17 protein-coding genes are annotated in these 17,336 nt (G+C 59.6%); 5 read left to right on the top strand and 12 right to left on the bottom strand.

Going from position 1 to position 17,336, the window contains the following annotated elements:
* Positions 1–7 precede the first annotated feature (7 nt).
* Both C5750_RS09315 and C5750_RS09310 read right to left on the bottom strand, forming a co-directional pair.
* Entirely contained in the window at positions 8–799 is a 792-nt protein-coding gene (locus C5750_RS09315) for a creatininase family protein (protein WP_105733584.1), read from the bottom strand.
* Between the two features lie 53 nt (positions 800–852).
* Positions 853–1,677, bottom strand: coding sequence for a M55 family metallopeptidase (locus C5750_RS09310; protein WP_105733583.1), 825 nt, complete (start codon positions 1,675–1,677; stop codon positions 853–855).
* Positions 1,678–1,785: 108 nt separating this feature from the next.
* Between C5750_RS09310 and C5750_RS09305 the strand changes: the two genes are divergently transcribed.
* Entirely contained in the window at positions 1,786–3,252 is a 1,467-nt protein-coding gene (locus C5750_RS09305; protein ID WP_105733582.1) for a M81 family metallopeptidase, read from the top strand.
* Positions 3,253–3,299: 47 nt separating this feature from the next.
* Here C5750_RS09305 and C5750_RS09300 read toward each other — a convergent pair whose 3' ends face one another.
* From C5750_RS09300 to C5750_RS09275, 6 genes are all read right to left on the bottom strand, one after another.
* A complete protein-coding gene (locus tag C5750_RS09300) occupies positions 3,300–4,397 on the bottom strand; it encodes an oligopeptide/dipeptide ABC transporter ATP-binding protein (protein WP_105733581.1) in 1,098 nt (365 codons plus the stop codon).
* A complete protein-coding gene (locus tag C5750_RS09295) occupies positions 4,292–5,311 on the bottom strand; it encodes an ABC transporter ATP-binding protein (protein WP_105733580.1) in 1,020 nt (339 codons plus the stop codon). Before C5750_RS09295 ends, C5750_RS09300 begins: the two co-directional genes overlap by 106 nt.
* Entirely contained in the window at positions 5,311–6,204 is an 894-nt protein-coding gene (gene ddpC, locus C5750_RS09290; RefSeq protein WP_105733579.1) for a D,D-dipeptide ABC transporter permease, read from the bottom strand. The genes C5750_RS09295 and ddpC overlap by 1 nt, the downstream gene beginning before the upstream one ends.
* Positions 6,204–7,220, bottom strand: coding sequence for an ABC transporter permease (locus tag C5750_RS09285; RefSeq protein ID WP_105733578.1), 1,017 nt, complete (start codon positions 7,218–7,220; stop codon positions 6,204–6,206). The genes ddpC and C5750_RS09285 overlap by 1 nt, the downstream gene beginning before the upstream one ends.
* 178 nt (positions 7,221–7,398) lie before the next feature.
* Positions 7,399–8,940: an ABC transporter substrate-binding protein gene (locus tag C5750_RS09280; protein ID WP_105733577.1), complete on the bottom strand. Its 1,542-nt coding sequence runs from the start codon at positions 8,938–8,940 to the stop codon at positions 7,399–7,401.
* A gap of 96 nt (positions 8,941–9,036) precedes the next feature.
* The gene (locus C5750_RS09275) at positions 9,037–9,711 is read right to left on the bottom strand and encodes a helix-turn-helix domain-containing protein (protein ID WP_105733576.1); all 675 of its coding nucleotides are present in this window, start codon (positions 9,709–9,711) and stop codon (positions 9,037–9,039) included.
* Between the two features lie 128 nt (positions 9,712–9,839).
* Between C5750_RS09275 and C5750_RS09270 the strand changes: the two genes are divergently transcribed.
* The gene (locus C5750_RS09270) at positions 9,840–10,985 is read left to right on the top strand and encodes an NAD(P)/FAD-dependent oxidoreductase (RefSeq protein ID WP_105733575.1); all 1,146 of its coding nucleotides are present in this window, start codon (positions 9,840–9,842) and stop codon (positions 10,983–10,985) included.
* 29 nt (positions 10,986–11,014) lie between these two features.
* Entirely contained in the window at positions 11,015–12,277 is a 1,263-nt protein-coding gene (locus C5750_RS09265; RefSeq protein ID WP_105733574.1) for an amino acid deaminase, read from the top strand.
* Positions 12,278–12,297: 20 nt separating this feature from the next.
* Here the strand turns inward: C5750_RS09265 and C5750_RS09260 are convergent, their stop codons facing one another.
* Positions 12,298–13,659 carry a sensor histidine kinase gene (locus C5750_RS09260; RefSeq protein WP_105733573.1) on the bottom strand — a complete coding sequence of 454 codons (1,362 nt, stop codon included), beginning with the start codon at positions 13,657–13,659 and terminating at the stop codon, positions 12,298–12,300.
* Positions 13,656–14,330: a response regulator transcription factor gene (locus tag C5750_RS09255; protein ID WP_105733572.1), complete on the bottom strand. Its 675-nt coding sequence runs from the start codon at positions 14,328–14,330 to the stop codon at positions 13,656–13,658. The genes C5750_RS09260 and C5750_RS09255 overlap by 4 nt, the downstream gene beginning before the upstream one ends.
* A 269-nt stretch (positions 14,331–14,599) precedes the next feature.
* Between C5750_RS09255 and C5750_RS09250 the strand changes: the two genes are divergently transcribed.
* Positions 14,600–15,199: a class I SAM-dependent methyltransferase gene (locus tag C5750_RS09250; RefSeq protein ID WP_105733571.1), complete on the top strand. Its 600-nt coding sequence runs from the start codon at positions 14,600–14,602 to the stop codon at positions 15,197–15,199.
* Positions 15,192–15,830, top strand: a complete 639-nt coding sequence (locus tag C5750_RS09245; RefSeq protein ID WP_105733570.1) for a DedA family protein — start codon at positions 15,192–15,194, stop codon at positions 15,828–15,830. Before C5750_RS09250 ends, C5750_RS09245 begins: the two co-directional genes overlap by 8 nt.
* Here the strand turns inward: C5750_RS09245 and C5750_RS09240 are convergent, their stop codons facing one another.
* The gene (locus C5750_RS09240; RefSeq protein WP_105733569.1) at positions 15,831–16,619 is read right to left on the bottom strand and encodes a COG4705 family protein; all 789 of its coding nucleotides are present in this window, start codon (positions 16,617–16,619) and stop codon (positions 15,831–15,833) included. It abuts the gene before it with no gap.
* A 31-nt stretch (positions 16,620–16,650) separates the two neighbouring features.
* A complete protein-coding gene (locus tag C5750_RS09235) occupies positions 16,651–16,911 on the bottom strand; it encodes a hypothetical protein (RefSeq protein WP_105733568.1) in 261 nt (86 codons plus the stop codon).
* Positions 16,912–17,336: the final 425 nt, after the last annotated feature.

The following is a 17,336-nucleotide window of genomic DNA, read 5'->3' as shown; positions in this document are numbered from 1 at the left end:
AACCGGATTACGATGCGGCCCAGACCGCCTGCGGCTTCGACCAGAGTTGCTCCGAGCGGATCAGCGACACAAGCTCGTCCGCCTGAATTTGCAGGAAGCGCTCACCCTTTTCTGCCGATGCCGACCGCGGGTCTCCCATGGTGCCGGTGACGGGGGCCCTTTCCGGGAAGGCGTAGAAGCGCGAAATCCCCGATGGAACCGATATGGCGCCATCATGTTTTTGCGCAGCTTCGGAAAACTTCTGTGTCTTCACCATGTCTCCGGCGATGGCCAGCATCAGCGAGGATTCCCCTTCGCAGGCGTGGGTCGGCCCCGCATCCACCTCAAAGACCGCGGCCAGCTTTTCCGGCGCAAGCATCCACGGCGTCGTGGCAACGATTGGCATGGCGTATTCCACCGCCAGCTCGCGCACGGAAACGGCCAGCGGATCGATGTTGCCGCCATGGCCATTGACGATGAGCAGCCTCTGGAAGCCCAGAACCTTGAGGGAGCGGACGATGCTCGTCAGCACGGCGCGATAGGCCGCATAATCGAGGCTGATCGTGCCGCCGAAGGGAAAATGATGCTCGCTCATGCCAAGCCAGAGGCCGGGCAGAACCGTTACCGGAATCTCCTCAGCAACCAGCCTTGCCGCCTGAAGCGACACGGCAACGGCGCTGGCGGTATCGGTGATGACCGGTAGATGGGGCCCGTGCTGCTCGAGCGAGCCAACCGGCAGGATCACCAGCGCATTTGGCTGCCCTGCCCGCTCCTTCAGTTCCGGGGCCGTCAAGCGGGCCCATTCAACTTCCCTCGTCATTGTTTCCATACTCCCAAAATACGCAGTCATTGCGGGTGACGGCTTGTGCGTGGCTAGAATGTCAGTTGAGAATTGAAGCCGAGAACGAACATGATGAACTTCGACACATCGACCATATCGTCTGCCTGATAACGGATCGTATAGCCGTCGGTTCGCTCGACAAACTTCAGATAGGACAGGAATTCGGCGGGCAACCGGTTGCGGAAGGTGATTTCCAGAACGGGTTTCTCAATCACCAGCGGTTGCATGGAACCGATCTGCGACAGGGCCGTCTTAACGCCCGCCCGCAGTTTTTCATGGGCTGCATTGGGGGTGAGCGAGCGCGCCGAACGGGTGCCATAGGCCCACTTCACGGGAACGGTCACGATGTCCCCCAGATGTTCGCTGATCTCCTGCATCGCCACATCGTCGCCGGACGCCAGGATGACCGGAATGCCGAAATCGCCAGCGGTCGCGGCATTGATGCCGGCCTCGGGCACAACCTTGCCGTTGATGCGGATTTCGTGAAATGCCGTTCCACCGATCGTATGGGAGAGAACGCCGCCCATGTGACTGGCGCCGGCATGATAGCCGATGAGCATGGCTCCGGCGAATGTTCCGACCTCGATTCCCTGCATCATCATCAGCGGCCGCGGCCAGCTGCGGACGATCTGAACATAATCGGGCAGGCGCTCGATCTTGATGCTCTGGCCATTGCCGTGCGAGTCGCTCAGCACGATTTCCTCGACGCCGTTGTCGTGCGCCTCCTCACAGGCGGCGACAACCGTGTCGGTCATCCAATCGCGGGCGCGTTCATACTCGAACCCCTCGGGCGTCAGATGATCGCGGCTGACCACGCCGACGATCCCCTCAATATCGGCAGAAATGTAAAGGCGCATGTTTTCCTCCCAGCTCCAGACTGTATGGCTTAATACCAGATTGACTTTCCGACAAGAAACATAATTTATCTATAGGAAAATTAATTTTCAAAAATTCGGAGGAGCCCCATGAAGCTGTTCATTGCAGGTCTGGATACGGAGACAAACACCTTTTCCCCCATACCAACGGGTTATGAGGCATTCCGTGAGAATCTTATTGCGCATGGCGACGCCACGTCCAGGCCGTTGAATTGCTGCTCGTCCCAGATGCATGTCTGGTTGAATGCCGCAGCGGCCCGCGGCTGGGATGTGGTTGAAAGCCTCTGCGCCGTGGCGGAACCGGGCGGCACCACGACCCGGGCAACCTATGAAGCGTTTCGCGCGGAAATCCTCGCCGACCTTCAGGCGGCAATGCCAGTTGATGGCGTGCTGCTGGCACTGCACGGCGCCTGCGTTGCCGAGGGCTATGACGATGTCGAAGGCGACCTTCTCTCTCATGTCCGCAAGATCGTAGGCCCTGACATACCCGTCGGTGCGGAACTCGATCTGCATTGCCACATGACAAGAACCATGATCGACAATGCCACCATGCTGGTCGCTTACAAGGAATATCCGCATACGGATATAGAAGAGCGCGCGGAACACCTGTTCCAGCTGCTGGTCAAGGTGGTTGAGGACGGCTGCCGCCCGGTGATGGCCGATTTCGACTGCCGCATGATCGGCACGTTCCGCGTGCATCAGCAGCCGCTGCGCGGGCTGGTTGACCGGATGAAAGCCCTCGAGGGACAGGACGGCATCTTGTCTGTCTCCTTCTGCCACGGCTTTCCCTGGGGCGATGTTGCGGATGTCGGCGCAAAGATGCTGGTGGTCGCGGATCGCGATATCGGCAAGGCGCAGGCGCTGGCAACGGCGTTCGGGCAGGAAATATTCTCGCTGCGAAAGGAACTCAAACCGGAACACGCCAGCATCGACGAAGCGCTCGATCAGGCGCTGGAGGTGCCGCACGGTACGGTCGTGCTTGCCGACGTATCGGACAATGCCGGCGGCGGCGCGCCCGGAGATTCGACGTTCGTGCTCAGGCGCGTCATTGAACGGGGCATCAAGGACGTTGTCAGCTGCCTCTATTGGGATCCCATCGCCGTCCGGCTTTGCCACGAAGCCGGGGAAGGTGCTGTGCTTCCCTTGCGGATCGGCGGCAAGATAGGCGAGGCATCGGGCCAGCCGCTTGACCTGACAGTGACCGTACGGCGCCTTGCCTCCGGCATCACCCAGCGTTTCGGCATTGTGCCACTGTCCATTGGCGATGCCGCCTGGGTCAGTTGCGATGGTGTCGACATCATCCTCAACAGCCTGCGTACCCAGACGTTTCATCCGGAATGCATGACAGCGCTCGGGCTTGATCCCTCGACCCGGAAAATCGTCATCGTCAAATCAAGCAATCACTTCCGCGCCGGATTTGAGCCGATTGCCAGCAAAATCCTTTACATCGCCGCACCGGGCGCATTGCAGCCGCATTTTGAAGACCTGCCCTATACAAAACTGAAGAACAGCTATTGGCCCAGGGTGGAAAACCCCTTCGCCGCCGCCATGGCGTAGAGCGCCTGGAAACGCCGCAGGTCAAAACGAACTGCGGCGTTTCCTATCTATGCCGGCATGTGCAGGCAGCAGCGCGCCTGATGCCGCGGCGCACTCTCCGCATTGGCCTTTGGCACAGCCAAAAGCGCTTGCGGCAGTTCGCACCCCGGCACAGCTGATCTGCAGCGTTCGCGGTAATAGCACCCGGCGGGCAGACGGCGGTTGTTCGGAAGCTCGCCTGTAAGGCTGGCATCCACGTCGGGAAGAGAATTTTCCAAACTGGGAACGCTGGCGAGCAAGGTCCGGGTATAAGGATGCGCGGGATCGTCAAACACCGCCTCCGCCGGCCCCGTCTCGACGATCTGTCCAAGATACATGACCGCAACCCGGTCGCAGAAATGACGGACCAGCGACACATCATGCGAGATGAACAGGTAGGAAAGCCCAAGCTCGCGCTGCAGCTTCAGGAGCAGATTGATGATCTGGGCCTGCACTGACACATCCAATGCCGATGTCGGTTCATCGAGGATCAGAAGTTCGGGGTCCGTGCTGAGCGCCCGGGCGATGGCGATACGCTGACGCTGTCCCCCGGAAAACTCGTGCGGCAGCCGGTCGAGCTGATCGCTTCTCAATCCGACGGAGACGGCCAATTCTTCCGCCCGGGCCCGCAAGGCAGCCGCCGGCATGCCTCCCCTGATATGCAGCGGCTCCGTGATCAGGCGCCAGACCGGCAACCGCGGATCAAGCGACGATTGCGGGTCCTGAAAGACGATCTGCATCTTCTGCCGGAGATCGCGCTTGAGCGTGCCGTTTGCACCGGCAAAATCATGCCCATCCACCAGCACTCTGCCGCTCGTCAGCCTGACAAGGCCAATCACAGCCTGAACGAGCGTGCTCTTGCCGCAGCCGGATTCCCCGACAATACCGAGGCTCTCGCCCGGCAGCACGCAGAGATCGACATTGTTGACGGCATGGACCTGCGATGTCACCTGTCCGAACCAGTTCGTTGCTCCAGGAAACCGGACGGTGAGATTTTCGACACTGAGGAGCGGGGCTGCTTTCACGACGGAACCTCGCTCGACGGATGGGATGGATGGCCGGCCCGTTGCCAGCAGGACACGGCCTGCCCGCCCGGCAAGGCGGTTGAATGCGGTTTCTCCATGCATCTGGCATCGGCCTCCGGGCATCGCGGCCGGTAAAAACATCCCGGCGGCGGATCAAGGAGATTGGGCACCGTGCCGGGAATGGACTCCAGCGGCTCCTTTGGCCGGACCCGTTCGGGCAGGCAGCGCAGAAGCGCCCTGGTATAGGGATGCTGCGGCCGGTCGAGGACCGCGCGGGTCGGCCCCGACTCCACGATGCGCCCGGCATACATGATGTAAAGCCGGTCGCAGATTTGCGATACCACGGCGATGTTGTGGGATATGAACACCACCGATGTTCCGGTCCGCCTTGCCCGCCCCTGGATGAGCCGCAGGATCGCCGCCTGGACCGTGACGTCGAGGGCTGTCGTCGGTTCGTCGGCGATGATCAGGCCCGGATTGCACGAGAATGCCATGGCGATGAGCACCCGCTGGCGCATGCCGCCCGACAATTCGAACGGATAGGCCTGCATGATGCGGGCGGGCTCCGGGATGAGCATATCGGCCAGAATATTGACTGCCACCGCTTCGGCCGCCTTCCTGCCGAGCGCTTCGTGACGCCGGATGACGCTCACCAGCTGCTGGCCGATCCGGATCGTCGGGTTGAGCGCGTTCATGGGTTCCTGGAAAATGGTGGAAACCAGTTTGCCGCGAACCTGCTGAAGCTCCTCTTCGTCCATCGCCATCGGATCGCGCCCGAAAAGGCGGATGCTCCCTTGCGTGATCTTGTACCGGCCTTCCGGCAACAAACGCGTGGCCGCCATGGTGCTGACGGATTTGCCGCAGCCAGACTCGCCCACCAGACCAACGATTTCGGCATTTCCCACCTTGATCGTCACGCCATCCAGCGCCTTGACGGCACCGGCATAGGTTGGAAATTCGAGCGAAAGGTTTTCGATGCTCAACGCGTGCGGACGCTGTACGCTGTGTGCCGTCATTATCTCGTCCCCAATCGCGGATCCAGCATGTCGCGGATGCCATCACCCAGAAGATTGCAGCCCATGGCCGTCACAAGAATTGCCAGCCCCGGAAATGTTCCATACCACCACTGGTCGAGGATGAAGCTCCGGCCGCTGCTGACAAGCGCGCCCCATTCCGCCGTCGGCGGCTGCGCGCCAAGGCCGATGAAACTCAGCGCCGCCGCGATGAGAACAATACCGCCGAGATCGAGCGTCGCCTGCACGATCAGCGGCGAGAGTGCGTTCGGCAGCATATGCCAGCGCAGGATATAGAGATTGGAGGCCCCGAAGGTTCGGGATGCCTTGACGAAAACCCGCTCGCGCAACGAGAGCGTCTGGCCGCGCGCCAGCCTGACATAGGCCGGTATGCGCACGATCGCCACCGCCAGCATCGAATTGAAGAGGCTCGGACCGAGGGCTGCCGCCAATGCCATGGCAAGCACCAGGGCGGGCAAGGCCAGGACGACATCCATGATACGCATCATGGCACTGTCGAAAACTCCGCCGACAATGCCTGAGAGACAACCCAGAAACACGCCGATGCTCATGGAAATGAGCACGATCATGAAAGCCGCACCGCAAGAGGCGCGCGAGCCGTAGATAACCCGCGAAAACAGGTCCCTGCCGACTTCATCCGTGCCGAACCAATGGGCCGCGCTTGGCGGCATCAGCCGTGCCGACAGCATGACCTTGTTGGGGTCATACGGCGCGATGAAGGGGGCGCCGACGATCATGATGACGAGCAGCGTGATGATCAGCAGTCCGACCAGTGTCAGCGGGCTGCGCCGCGTCAGATACCAGAGAAAGTGCAGCCGCGAGCGCTTCGGCACGCGGCCTGCGGCGGATTGATCTTCGGGATTGATTGCAACCATTATCCCACCTCCCGGATTTGCGGATCAGCAAGCATGTAAGCCAGGTCGATCACCAGATTGATGAGGACATAGCCGATGGAGGCAACCACGGTGAAACCCATGATGGCCGGGAAATCCAGGGTCTGGATTGAGGTCACCACATAGGTGCCCATGCCAGGCCAGGCAAAGATGGTTTCGGTGAGCACGGCCCCGTAGAGCAGATCGCCCAAGGCGAGACCGAGCAGCGTGATCGAGGGTATCAGCGCGTTGCGCAGGGCATGGTTGAAGATGACAACCCTGCGCCGCAGGCCGCTTGCCCTGGCGGTGCGGATGTAATCTTCCTGCAGCACATCGAGCATCGACGCGCGGATCTGCCGTGTAATGACGCCGAGATTGGCGAAGGCCAGCACGAAGGTCGGCAGAATGAGATGCCGCACCGCACTGAGAAACGCGTCAAACCGGCCCTCCAGCAGGGTATCGATCAGGAAGAAGCCGGTGACACGCTGCGGTGCGGCGAACGCCATGGCCAGCCTGCCGCTTCCCGGAAGGATCTGCAGTTTGGCATAAAACAGCAGGATGACCACCATGCCGAACCAGAAGACCGGCATCGAAATACCGCAGACCGACACTGTACGGGCAATCTGGTCGATCGGACCATCCTTGTAGATCGCCGAGAAGACCCCGAGCGGCACGCCGATCAGGACCGCCAGCACAAGCGAGAGAAGGCCAAGCTCCAGCGTAGCGGGCAGGAAGGTCGCGATGTCGGCGGCCACCGGCCGCCGCGTTCGCAGCGACGTTCCCAGATCGCCGTGCAGCAGGTTGCGCACATAGATGACGAATTGATCGGTGACCGGCCGGTCGAGCCCCAGGTCGCGCCGCACGTTCTCCAGAGTTTCCGCACTCGCCCGGTCTCCGGCGATCAGGCGTGCGGGATCGCCGGGTATCAGGTGCGAAATGGCGAAGGTAATGATGGCGACGCCAAAGACGACGAAGAACAACAGGATGAGGCGCGGAACGATAATTCGAGTGATTGTCATGACTATCAATCCTCATTTCGTGCAGCTTTTGCTGCTTCATATCATGGAAATGAGCGTATCCCTTCCGTCCTGTTCGGACGGAACCCGATAGTCCTCCTGTCCCTCGCATTGCGTGAGCGCTTGGAACAGGAGTTTCAACTGACGAGGTGTCAGGCCGGGTGGTCACGCCAGCGCCCGGCTATTCCTTCTTGGACATTGTCGCGAAGTTGTAGACCTGGATCAGCATCGGGTTATAGACATAACCCTGAACCGCGGCCCGCCGCGCAAAAATATCGTTCTTCTGGATGAGATAGAGATAAGGCGCGTCCTGCGTGGAAAGCGTCTGGGCTTCCAGATAGAGTTTTTCACGCTTGGCCTGGTCAACGGTACTGGCCGCTTCCTGAACGAGACTCGTGACCTTGGGGTTCTTGTAGAATGCCCGGTTGCCGGGCCCGCCCATCTTGTCCGGGTCGAACCAGTAGTTCATGAACATATAGGGATCGGCGAAATCCGGGGTCCAGGCACCCGGGGCAAGGTCGTAATTGCCCTTGGCCGCCATTTCGCGCTTGGTCGTATCGGCCACCGCCTGCAGATCCAGCTTGATGCCGATTTCGGCGAGACTGGCCTGCAGGGCGAGACCGACCGGCTCCCACGAGGTATCGGCCTGGGAGAATGTATAGGTCAGATGGACATTGGACTGGCCCGCTTCCTTCATCAGCGCCCGGGCTTTCTCAATGTCATAGCTGTACTGGAAACCGGCGGGATCATGACCCCACATTCCATCGGGCACGGCTCCGCGCATCTGCTCGGCCTGCCCCTGCATGATACCGTCCACAATGCCCTTGTAATCAACGGCATAGGAAATCGCCTGGCGCACGCGGACATCATCCAACGGCGGGCGCTTGTTGTTGAGGTAGACGTAGCTCACATAAAGGCTGGGATTGCTCTCGACAACAATCGAGGGGTCCTTCTTCAGGGCTTCCGCCTGATCGACGGGCACCTGTTCGATGATATCCGCATCACCATTGACGAGTTGAAGGCGGCGGGCGGAAACTTCTCCCATGACCCGGATGACGACCTGCTTCAAGGCAGGTGCCGGTCCGGAAAAGTGCGGATTGCGATCGAGCACAATGCTCTGATTGCGCTCCCAGCTCGAAATCCTGTAAGCGCCGCTGCCTGCCGTGTGTTCGACAAGCCAGGCCTTGGCCATGTCGCCATTGACTTCGTGCTCCATCACCTTCGGATTGACAATCGCCGCACCCGAAACCGCCAGGGTCGAAAGAAACGGAGCGAACGGCGACGACAGCACGAATTTCACCGTCATCGGATCGACAACCTGGACTTCCTTCAGCACGGGAAATGAATCGGATGGTCCGGCCTTCAGCTTCATCAGGCGATCGAAACTGAACTTGACCGCCGCGGCATCAACCGGCGTGCCATCGTCGAATTTATGGCCGGCGGCGAGCTTGATCGTCCAGATCAGATTGGAGTCGTCGACGGACCAGCTCTCGGCAAGCTCGGGAACAACCTCGGTGGTCGCACCCTTATACGCAACCAGATGTTCATAGGCTGCGTAGATCAGCGTATAGCCGCTGTTGCTGATTTCCACGCCCGGGTCCGCCGTGGGCGGGTCCTCGGCGCGCGCCAGAACCAGAACATCGGCGGCAGCCAGCGCGCTGCTGCTGACCGATGCGGCGAGCAACAGGGCAAGCCCCATTTTCTTCCATTGTGAGAAAACCATTTTATACCCTCTGAGGTTCGGCGGACTCGAACGGCGCCTTGTTTCCGGCAATTTATCCGCACGATCAGAATAGGTAATGATTTTCCTAAGCGCAACTTATTTTCTTATCGTACTAGTCTTGCGTCGACTTTTGGATTTCTTTTTCAAATTCGAAATCTCTCCATCCGCACCGACCAGCGAGTTGATCAGCTCCTTTTCGGAGGTGGAGCAAACACAGAGAATCCGTGCCGGGCTCTCGCTGACGGAGAGATAGGCATGGCCCATGGAAGCATCGAAATAGACGGAATCACCGGCTTTCAGCATTGCGGGCTCATAATGCTCCGTGTGCAGCTCCAGCGCGCCTTCGACGACATAGGTGTATTCCTGACCGTCGTGATGGACGAATTCACCAAACTCTTCTATTGTTCTGGCATGCAGAACGGCAAGGATCGGCACCATGGATTTCTTGGATATCTCGGTGCAAAGGTAGAGATAGTCATAGTTGCCGGTCTGGATCAAACGCCCTTCCCCTTGCCGGCTTATGGCACGGCGCCCCAGGAGACTGGGCGTGGATTCCACCGGTCTTGTGCCGAAAAGCTCAACAATATCGACACCCAGCCCTGCAGCGAGCTGAACCAGACGGTCATAGGTCAAGGACATCTGATTGTTCTCGACCTTGGAAAGCGTCGACACGGCAAGCCCGGTCATCTCGCTGACTTCCAACAGAGTCCAATGATTGCGAACGCGAATGTCCCGGAGAAAGTCACCCAAGCCAGTTTTCTGATCGGTCATTATAATTCTATCATCCTACATTTTATAGCGAATTACGCTACTACAGCGCGTCTGCCGACGCGATAAGGAAAATTTACTTGATCATTAAGAAAATTAAGTTTCTTATACGCTAAATTCAGGAGTGATACATGTTCGATTTCATTATCATTGGCGGTGGCATTGCGGGCGCTTCGGCAGCCTATGAACTGGCCGCCAAATCATCCGTGCTTCTTGTGGAGCGCGAGTCCCATTGTGGATATCACACCACGGGGCGGTCCGCAGCGCTCTTTTCCGAAACCTACGGCAATGCCGCGATCCGCGCACTCACCCGGGCAAGCCGCAGCATGTATGAAGCGCCGCCCGAAGGTTTTGCCCAGAATGAACTGCTCAGCCCGCGTTCCGTCCTTTATATCGCCCGTGCCGATCAGCATGACGGCATTGCTGCAATGACCGATATTCTCGGTTCCAGCGGAAAAGCTTCTCCGGTCATGACACCCGCCGCCATATGCCAGCGCGTGCCGATCATCCGTCCCGGCTATGTCGCCTACGGGCTGCTGGACGAGAGCTCCCGGGATATCGACGTCCACGCCCTGCATCAGGGCTATTTGAAAGGCGCACGCGCCCGTGGCGCCAGCATCGTAACATCAGCGGACGTCCTTGCGCTGAAGCGGAGCTCGACAGGCTGGGACGTTACGACATCAAATGGTGCTTTCCACGGCACAACGGTCATCAATGCAGCCGGGGCCTGGGCCGATGATGTGGCGGCGGCCGCCGGTGCAGCACGGATCGGCCTGACGCCGCTGCGCCGGACCGCGATGATTTTGGACGCGCCGGATGGTGTCGATGTCTCCTCCTGGCCGCTTGTGCTCGACATTGACGAAGAGTTCTACTTCAAACCGGAAGCGGGCAAGCTGCTGGCCTCCCCGGCCGACGAAACACCGAGCGAGCCCTGTGACGCGCAAGCCGACGAGATGGACGTGGCCATCGCCGTCGACCGCATCCAGCAGGCGGCCGATCTGCCGGTCCGTTCCATCTCTCGCCGATGGGCCGGTCTGCGGACTTTTGCCGCCGACAGAAGTCCGGTCGTTGGCTACGATCCCGCGCTCGCCAATTTTTTCTGGCTTGCCGGCCAAGGCGGTTATGGCATACAGACCGCTCCGGCGCTGGCAAAGGTGGCGGCAGCGCTTGCCTGTCACGAGGCGGTGCCGGACACAATCCTTCAAGCCGGTTTCGACGCGGGATCCGTTTCACCCGCGCGAAAGGAACTCAAATCATTTCAACGGCTGCAAGCCTGATATCTCGGCAGCATCAAAGGGACCGGCTGATGACTTTCAATGTGGATTCGCTCGCAGCCCTGATGCTGGACGACAGCATCAAGAGTTTTCCATTCGGAAAGCGCATGCCGCTTGGTGATGTCGGCAGACAGCATTGGAACGTGCTTGCCGGCGATGTCCCGCTTCCCGCAGCGGTGATCCGTGCGGATGCGCTGGCGCACAATTCACGCTGGATGCAGCGGTTTGTCACCGATCGCGGCGCGCTGATCGCGCCCCATGTCAAAACGACCATGTGCCCGCAGATCATGGCCCGCCAGATTGCGGACGGAGCCTGGGGGCTGACGGTTGCCACGGTCCACCAGATGCGCGTTTGCCGCCAGTTCGGTGCGCAGAGGATCATCCTTGCCAACCAGGCCGTGGGTGCAGCCGAACTCGATGCCATTGCCGGAATGCTGGAAGCGCCGGACCTTGATTTCATGATGATCGCCGACAGCATCGAGGGTGTGACAGCCATCGCGGACGCTGCACGGCGTAACCATCTTACCCGGCCGGTCAAATTGCTCGTCGAACGCGGATACAGCGGCGGGCGCACCGGCTGCCGCACCAACGGCATCGCCACCGAACTTGCCCATCATATCCGCGCCACGCCGGACGTCTGCCTTGCCGGAATTGAAGCCTTCGAGGGCCTGATCAAGGCAAAATCCGGCGCGCCGGAGCAGGCTGTTACTGCTTTTGTCGCCGAGATCGCCGCCCTGGCGCAATCATTCCGGGAACAAGGTCTGTTCGGAACAGAAGAGCCAATCGTCACCGCGGGCGGCTCGTCCTATTACCATATTGTCATTGAACAGCTGGCGAAGGCGGGAATGCGCGTGGTCACGCGCAGCGGCTGCTACGTGACACACGACTCGGGGCTCTATCACAACCACCACACCCAGCTGAAATCCATCCTTGGAGAAGAAGACGGGTTGCGGCGGGCACTGGAAATCTGGGCCTATGTGCAATCCGTTCCCGAACCCGGGCTTGCCCTGCTCACGGCGGGCCGCCGCGATTGCGGCACCGATGCCGGATTACCGGTACCGCTGCTCATGGCCAATGCGGATACCGGCGTTCGGGACCTTCCCGACGGATGTGCAATCATCGATATCAACGACCAGCATTGTTTCATGCGCTTTGATCCCGGCTTGAAACTTGCCTATGGCGACCGTATCGGCCTGGGGATTTCGCATCCGTGCACGACGTTCGACAAATGGGACATCATGTATCTCGTTGATGAGGATTATAACATCCTGGACGTGTTCAAGACATTTTTCTAGGACTCTTCCGTCTCAGGACATCAAGCCGCCGTGCCGGAGAAGCGCATCGTGAAGCAGGCACCCTTGAGAGGGCCATTGCCGATTTCGATGGCTCCGTTGTGAAGTTGCATGATCTCCTTGACCAGATTCAGGCCGAGGCCTGTTCCCGAACTCTGCGGCTGCAGGCGGTTGAAAGGCTCGAAAACCTCCTCGCGCTTCTCCCGGGAAATCCCTGCGCCCTCGTCCGCCACGACAATGGCTTTGGTTTGCAGCACTTTGACGAGGATCGTGCCCGAGCCGCCGCCATGATCGATCGCGTTCTGAACCAGATTGGTGAGCGCCCGCTCGATGGACATCGGATCGCCGTTGACGATGATTTCACCGGCATCGGGTTCGAACGACATTTCATACCCCGCCGCGAAGGCCAGCGGCGCGAGGTCGAGCACGACGCGTCCGGCAACGCCCACCAGGTCGACCGGCACGAAAGGCATGGGTGCATGGTTGAGCCGTTGCAGGTCGAGAAGCTGCCCGCTCAGGATGGCCAGTCTTGATATATCCTGCAGAAGCTGGGTTTTCTCGCCACTTGCGGGCAGCGCTGCGACACGCGTGTTGAGGATCGCGATGGGTGTTCGAAGCTCATGTGCCGCCTGCGCCAGAAAGCGCTCATGCAGGGCATATCCCTTGTCCAGCCGGCTCAAGGCGTCATTGACCGCATTGACGAGCGGGCCAAGCTCCTCAGGAACTTCAGCCGTCGACAAACGCAGGCCGCGCTTGTCGTAGGCGATTTGAGCAGCCTCGTCGGCAGCCCTCTTGACCCCCTTCAGCGCAAACCGCACGACCAGCGGGGTTATGGCGAGGCTGGCCAGGGCCATTGCCAGGAAAAGAGGGATGATGACGGTCATCATCCCGCCGGACACGCCGGCGATCATGCGCTTGAATGACATGTGTCCTTGCGTTCCCGTGAATATCTGCACATTCCCGGCAGCGGTATCCTGCCATTTGACAACGGCGTCGGGCCGTTTTGGACGTCCCGGCTCATCGGCCAGACGCGCATCCGCCAGATGATCGAGCATGGCGCCCGTCAGTGCGAACTCGGGAGGAATGCTCCCCTGCGACAGTTCATTTCCCGATTTGTCGCGGATGATGAACCAGAGATCGGTGACATCCCCACGCAATTGCACCATATCCGGCGTATCCAGCAGAACCAGTTGACCCGCGCCGTTGCGGGACAGGGCATCTTTCAGGACATCGAGATTGCCGCCTTCATAATCCTCGATCAGATAGCCGGAACTCCACAGGCCGCCGACAATGGCCACCAGAAGCGACAGGATGATCGCAGCTTCAAAAAGCAGCAGGCGGCTGACGAGACGCCATTTCAGCGACCGCGAACTCCACAATTTCATGCCGTCTCCCGCAGGAGGTAGCCAAGGCCGCGAACGCCATTGATGGTAACGCCTGCACCGGCATCGCTGAGTTTGCGGCGCACCCGCGAGATATGCGTATCCAGCGCGTTCGAATCGATCTCGTCATTCATGCCGAAGACTGCCTCCATCAGCGTGGCGCGCTGAACCATGCGCCCCATGCGCCGCATCAAGGCTTCAAGCACGAGAACCTCGCGTCTTGGCATATCGATGCGCTCGCCCTTGACCCAGGCCTCGCGGTGCTCGAAATCAAATGCCAGCTGGCCGATCTTCGCCACCTCCGGCACCACGCTTGACGGGCGGCGCAAAAGGGCACGCAGCCGGGCCAGAAGTTCTTCAAAGGCAAATGGTTTGCCCAGATAGTCATCGGCTCCGCCCTGCAGGCCGGCAACGCGGTCATTGAGATCGCCTCGCGCCGTCAGGACCAGAACCGGAATGTTCTGCCCGTTTGCCCGCAAGCGCGGAACCAGGGACAATCCATCGCCATCGGGCAGCCGACGGTCGAGAACGAGCACGTCATGCACATTGTCCTTCAGCATGAATTCCGCAGCGGCAATGGTCGAGACGCTGTCGACAATCATATTCTGACGGGTCAGGACGTTGCACAGAGCCGCAACCATCTCCTTCTCGTCTTCCACCAGCAACACCCGCATTCCAGTCCCCCATAAGCCTGCCCGCCAACAAGATGACGCAAGATAGCGTGCGTACATTGAGGCTGGCTTGCATCGAAACCGGCCCTTCCCCCGCTGCGGCGCCAAATGTGTTCACAAGTCCGCATATGACACGCTGCCTCAATGTAGAAACGGCAACCGTTTCCCCGTCAATGACAATTCACGCGAGGAAACAATGAAATCAAAGCGACATCGCGGCTCTGCATACCGGCAGGCTGGCCGCAGCACCCTCTACACAAAAGGCGCACGCCATGCCGGTTGCTGACCTTCTCCCCTTCCTGCGCTCCTGGATACGCAATCCGCTGCGCACCGCCGCCATACTCCCGTCGGGAAACCGGGTTTCCGCACTCATGACCAGGGAGATCGATGCGGATATGGGGCCGGTTCTTGAGCTGGGTCCGGGAACCGGGCCGTTCACGCGGTCGCTGCTTGAGCGGGGCATACCGGAGGCAAGGCTGACCCTCGTGGAGTACAGCACCGAATTCGCCCGGCTTCTGGGAAAACGGTTTCCGCATGCGCGCATTCTGCGCATGGACGCCGCGCGGATCGGTGACTTCAATCTGTTCGAACCCGGCACGGTCGGTGCGGTTGTCAGCGGCTTGGGCGTTCTGACCATGCCGCCGCGGCAGGTGAAGGGGATTCTCAGCGGCGCCTTCCGCTATCTTCGCCCGGACGGCGCCTTTTACCAGATCACCTATGGTCCGCGCTGTCCTGTTCCGCAATCCATTCTGGATCACCTGCAGCTTGAGGAAAGCTTTGTCGGCAAGACGATGCGCAATATCCCCCCGGCATCGGTGTACCGGATCAAACGCCGCGCCGCGCTGCCGGAACAGGACCGGGCCAATGGATGAGCTTGGCACGGTGGCATGGTTTCTCGGCTATGGTTTTGTCGGCCTCACCGGCCTGGCCGTCGTGGAAAAGTTCATTCCGCTCTTTCCGTCCTATGTCCTTCTCATGCTGCTGGGCATGACCGTACCGGATCCGCAGAGCCTGATTGCCACGATTGCAGCGACAACACTGGGATCGACCATCGGCGCCTGCTGCTGGTTCGGTATCGGCCGGACATTGGGCGGCGAACGCGTGGCCCGGAAGGTCGGGCAATATGGCAAGTTCATATTTCTCTCCCCCAAGCTCTATGAACGCCTGACCAATGCTTACCGGCGCAATCATTTCTGGGTCACCATGACAGGTCAAACCATCCCGACAGCGCGTGTCTATCTTGCGCTTCCTGCCGGGATATTGGGATTGGATTTCAAGATTTTCAGCGTGGCAACACTGCTCGGCAGCATGCTTTGGAACGCGCCTTTCCTCTGTCTGGGATATGTCTTGCGAACGTCCGAATACGATCCCTTCCGGGCGGCATTCTGGGCCGCCGTCGGCCTCGTCGGGGTGGAAACGTCGATCATTGCCATCGTTGCCATCTACAGACGCCGCATGTCCGGCAGATCGTCCCGGCAGGGACTCCCGGTCAAGCAGGAATAGCTAGGCGGCCTGGCTTGCGGCCTTGCGGTTTCCGTTGCGGAACATCACGGTCATATAGACAACGATGGCGACGATGCATCCCAGGAAGATCAGGCTCGTGATGATCGTTCCAAAACCCAGGCCGCCATATTCCATGGGCTGCGAGAGAAAATCACCGAACGATGCGCCGAGCGGGCGGGTGAAGATGTAGGCGAGCCAGAAGGCCACCACCGCATTGAGGTGAAAGACAAAATAGCCAACCGCGATGAGCGCAATGACTGCTCCGAATATCAGCCCGGTCGCAGCGAACCCCAAGCCGAATTTTTCTGCGACCAGATCGCCTGCGGCAGTGCCCAGAGCGAAGGTAAACAGGATCGCAAGCCAATAGAAGGCTTCCCGCCGCGTGGTGAAAATCGAATGGATCGAGAGCGTCTTCTCATAGGCATACCAGACTGCAAACGTCGCAATCAGAGCAAGCGTGAAGACAATCGTGGTCACTTCCAGCGGAACATGGAAATTATCGACGAGATTGTCGGTGACAAGCGTGCCGACAATGCTGATGAGAACCACGGCTGTCCAATAGACCCAGGGAACATATTGGCGCTGGCGGAACTGGAGGACCAGCGCCACGACCAGAATAGAGCTCATGATCAGGGACGTTGCAGACAGGCCAAGACCGAGATTCACCGCCAGATAGTCCGCGGCGGTTTCTCCCATCGTCACAGCCATCAGTTTGATCAGCCAAAAATCGACTTTGACCTCGGGGACGCGGTTGAGCGCCCCATGTGTCTCGTGCCTGGTGACATCCATTGTCAGGGTTCCTTCCGGTCGGTGAAATCAGTTATTTGCCCAGCAGTTTCAAAGCCTGCGCAAAAAATTCGTCAGCGCGCTTGTCATCGTCCGCATTGCATCGTTCGACGCCCTTGGCTTCAAGCTGGTCCACCTGCGCCTTGTCGGCCTCGTTCAGCTTCGCCGTGGCCTTGGCAGCGCGCACATCCTTCAACATGTCTTCGCAAGGTGCGGGCCCGGCGGCAAAGCTTTGCGAGGTGACAAGATTGGTCGAGAGCACAAACAGGCACAGAGAGAGGGCATATTTCTTCATCGTGAAAACTCCATTGAATGATCGGTGGGGGAAAAGGGCTGGCAAACCGAACGCAACACATGCCTGTTTGCTGCGCGTAATTGGGTTCGTAAGTGGCGGTGTGGCAGTTCCCTCAGGAGGGAACGGTCAGGAACGAGAGCAGCAGGGCCGCCAACAGCACGGCTCCGATAAACAGGGTGGGGTATTTCGCAAGGTATCGATCCATTGGGTTTCTCCGGCATGGTTTGTTCATTGCCGGAGAGTGTGAACGCCCATTCTTACGGGTACTTCGCCCCGCCCTTACCATTTCGTAAGCGCAGGCATGCGCCGTTTTCTTACCAATTTGTAAAGTGCCGGAAAGGTGGCCGTGACGAGAAGCCTGTACGCCCCATGGGAGACGATGCGAATCCACATCAAGACATCATGTGCATTTGGTTTATGCTACA

The sequence above is a fragment of the Phyllobacterium myrsinacearum genome, from assembly GCF_002980555.1.
In the GTDB taxonomy this organism is placed as follows: Bacteria; Pseudomonadota; Alphaproteobacteria; order Rhizobiales; family Rhizobiaceae; genus Phyllobacterium; species Phyllobacterium myrsinacearum.
Note: the sequence above shows the minus strand (reverse complement) of the source record. Positions and strands in the feature narration are given on the sequence as shown.

What these genes read in the sequence shown, in the direction of transcription:
- C5750_RS09240 (WP_105733569.1), bottom strand. Translation starts at nt 16,619, where the DNA reads ATGGATGTCACCAGGCACGAGACACATGGGGCGCTCAACCGCGTCCCC.
- C5750_RS09260 (WP_105733573.1), bottom strand. Translation starts at nt 13,659, where the DNA reads ATGAAATTGTGGAGTTCGCGGTCGCTGAAATGGCGTCTCGTCAGCCGC.
- C5750_RS09305 (WP_105733582.1), top strand. Translation starts at nt 1,786, where the DNA reads ATGAAGCTGTTCATTGCAGGTCTGGATACGGAGACAAACACCTTTTCC.
- C5750_RS09235 (WP_105733568.1), bottom strand. Translation starts at nt 16,911, where the DNA reads ATGAAGAAATATGCCCTCTCTCTGTGCCTGTTTGTGCTCTCGACCAAT.
- C5750_RS09255 (WP_105733572.1), bottom strand. Translation starts at nt 14,330, where the DNA reads ATGCGGGTGTTGCTGGTGGAAGACGAGAAGGAGATGGTTGCGGCTCTG.
- C5750_RS09310 (WP_105733583.1), bottom strand. Translation starts at nt 1,677, where the DNA reads ATGCGCCTTTACATTTCTGCCGATATTGAGGGGATCGTCGGCGTGGTC.
- C5750_RS09245 (WP_105733570.1), top strand. Translation starts at nt 15,192, where the DNA reads ATGGATGAGCTTGGCACGGTGGCATGGTTTCTCGGCTATGGTTTTGTC.
- C5750_RS09300 (WP_105733581.1), bottom strand. Translation starts at nt 4,397, where the DNA reads ATGCATGGAGAAACCGCATTCAACCGCCTTGCCGGGCGGGCAGGCCGT.
- C5750_RS09250 (WP_105733571.1), top strand. Translation starts at nt 14,600, where the DNA reads ATGCCGGTTGCTGACCTTCTCCCCTTCCTGCGCTCCTGGATACGCAAT.
- C5750_RS09275 (WP_105733576.1), bottom strand. Translation starts at nt 9,711, where the DNA reads ATGACCGATCAGAAAACTGGCTTGGGTGACTTTCTCCGGGACATTCGC.
- C5750_RS09315 (WP_105733584.1), bottom strand. Translation starts at nt 799, where the DNA reads ATGACGAGGGAAGTTGAATGGGCCCGCTTGACGGCCCCGGAACTGAAG.
- C5750_RS09285 (WP_105733578.1), bottom strand. Translation starts at nt 7,220, where the DNA reads ATGACAATCACTCGAATTATCGTTCCGCGCCTCATCCTGTTGTTCTTC.
- ddpC (WP_105733579.1), bottom strand. Translation starts at nt 6,204, where the DNA reads ATGGTTGCAATCAATCCCGAAGATCAATCCGCCGCAGGCCGCGTGCCG.
- C5750_RS09270 (WP_105733575.1), top strand. Translation starts at nt 9,840, where the DNA reads ATGTTCGATTTCATTATCATTGGCGGTGGCATTGCGGGCGCTTCGGCA.
- C5750_RS09295 (WP_105733580.1), bottom strand. Translation starts at nt 5,311, where the DNA reads ATGACGGCACACAGCGTACAGCGTCCGCACGCGTTGAGCATCGAAAAC.
- C5750_RS09265 (WP_105733574.1), top strand. Translation starts at nt 11,015, where the DNA reads ATGACTTTCAATGTGGATTCGCTCGCAGCCCTGATGCTGGACGACAGC.
- C5750_RS09280 (WP_105733577.1), bottom strand. Translation starts at nt 8,940, where the DNA reads ATGGTTTTCTCACAATGGAAGAAAATGGGGCTTGCCCTGTTGCTCGCC.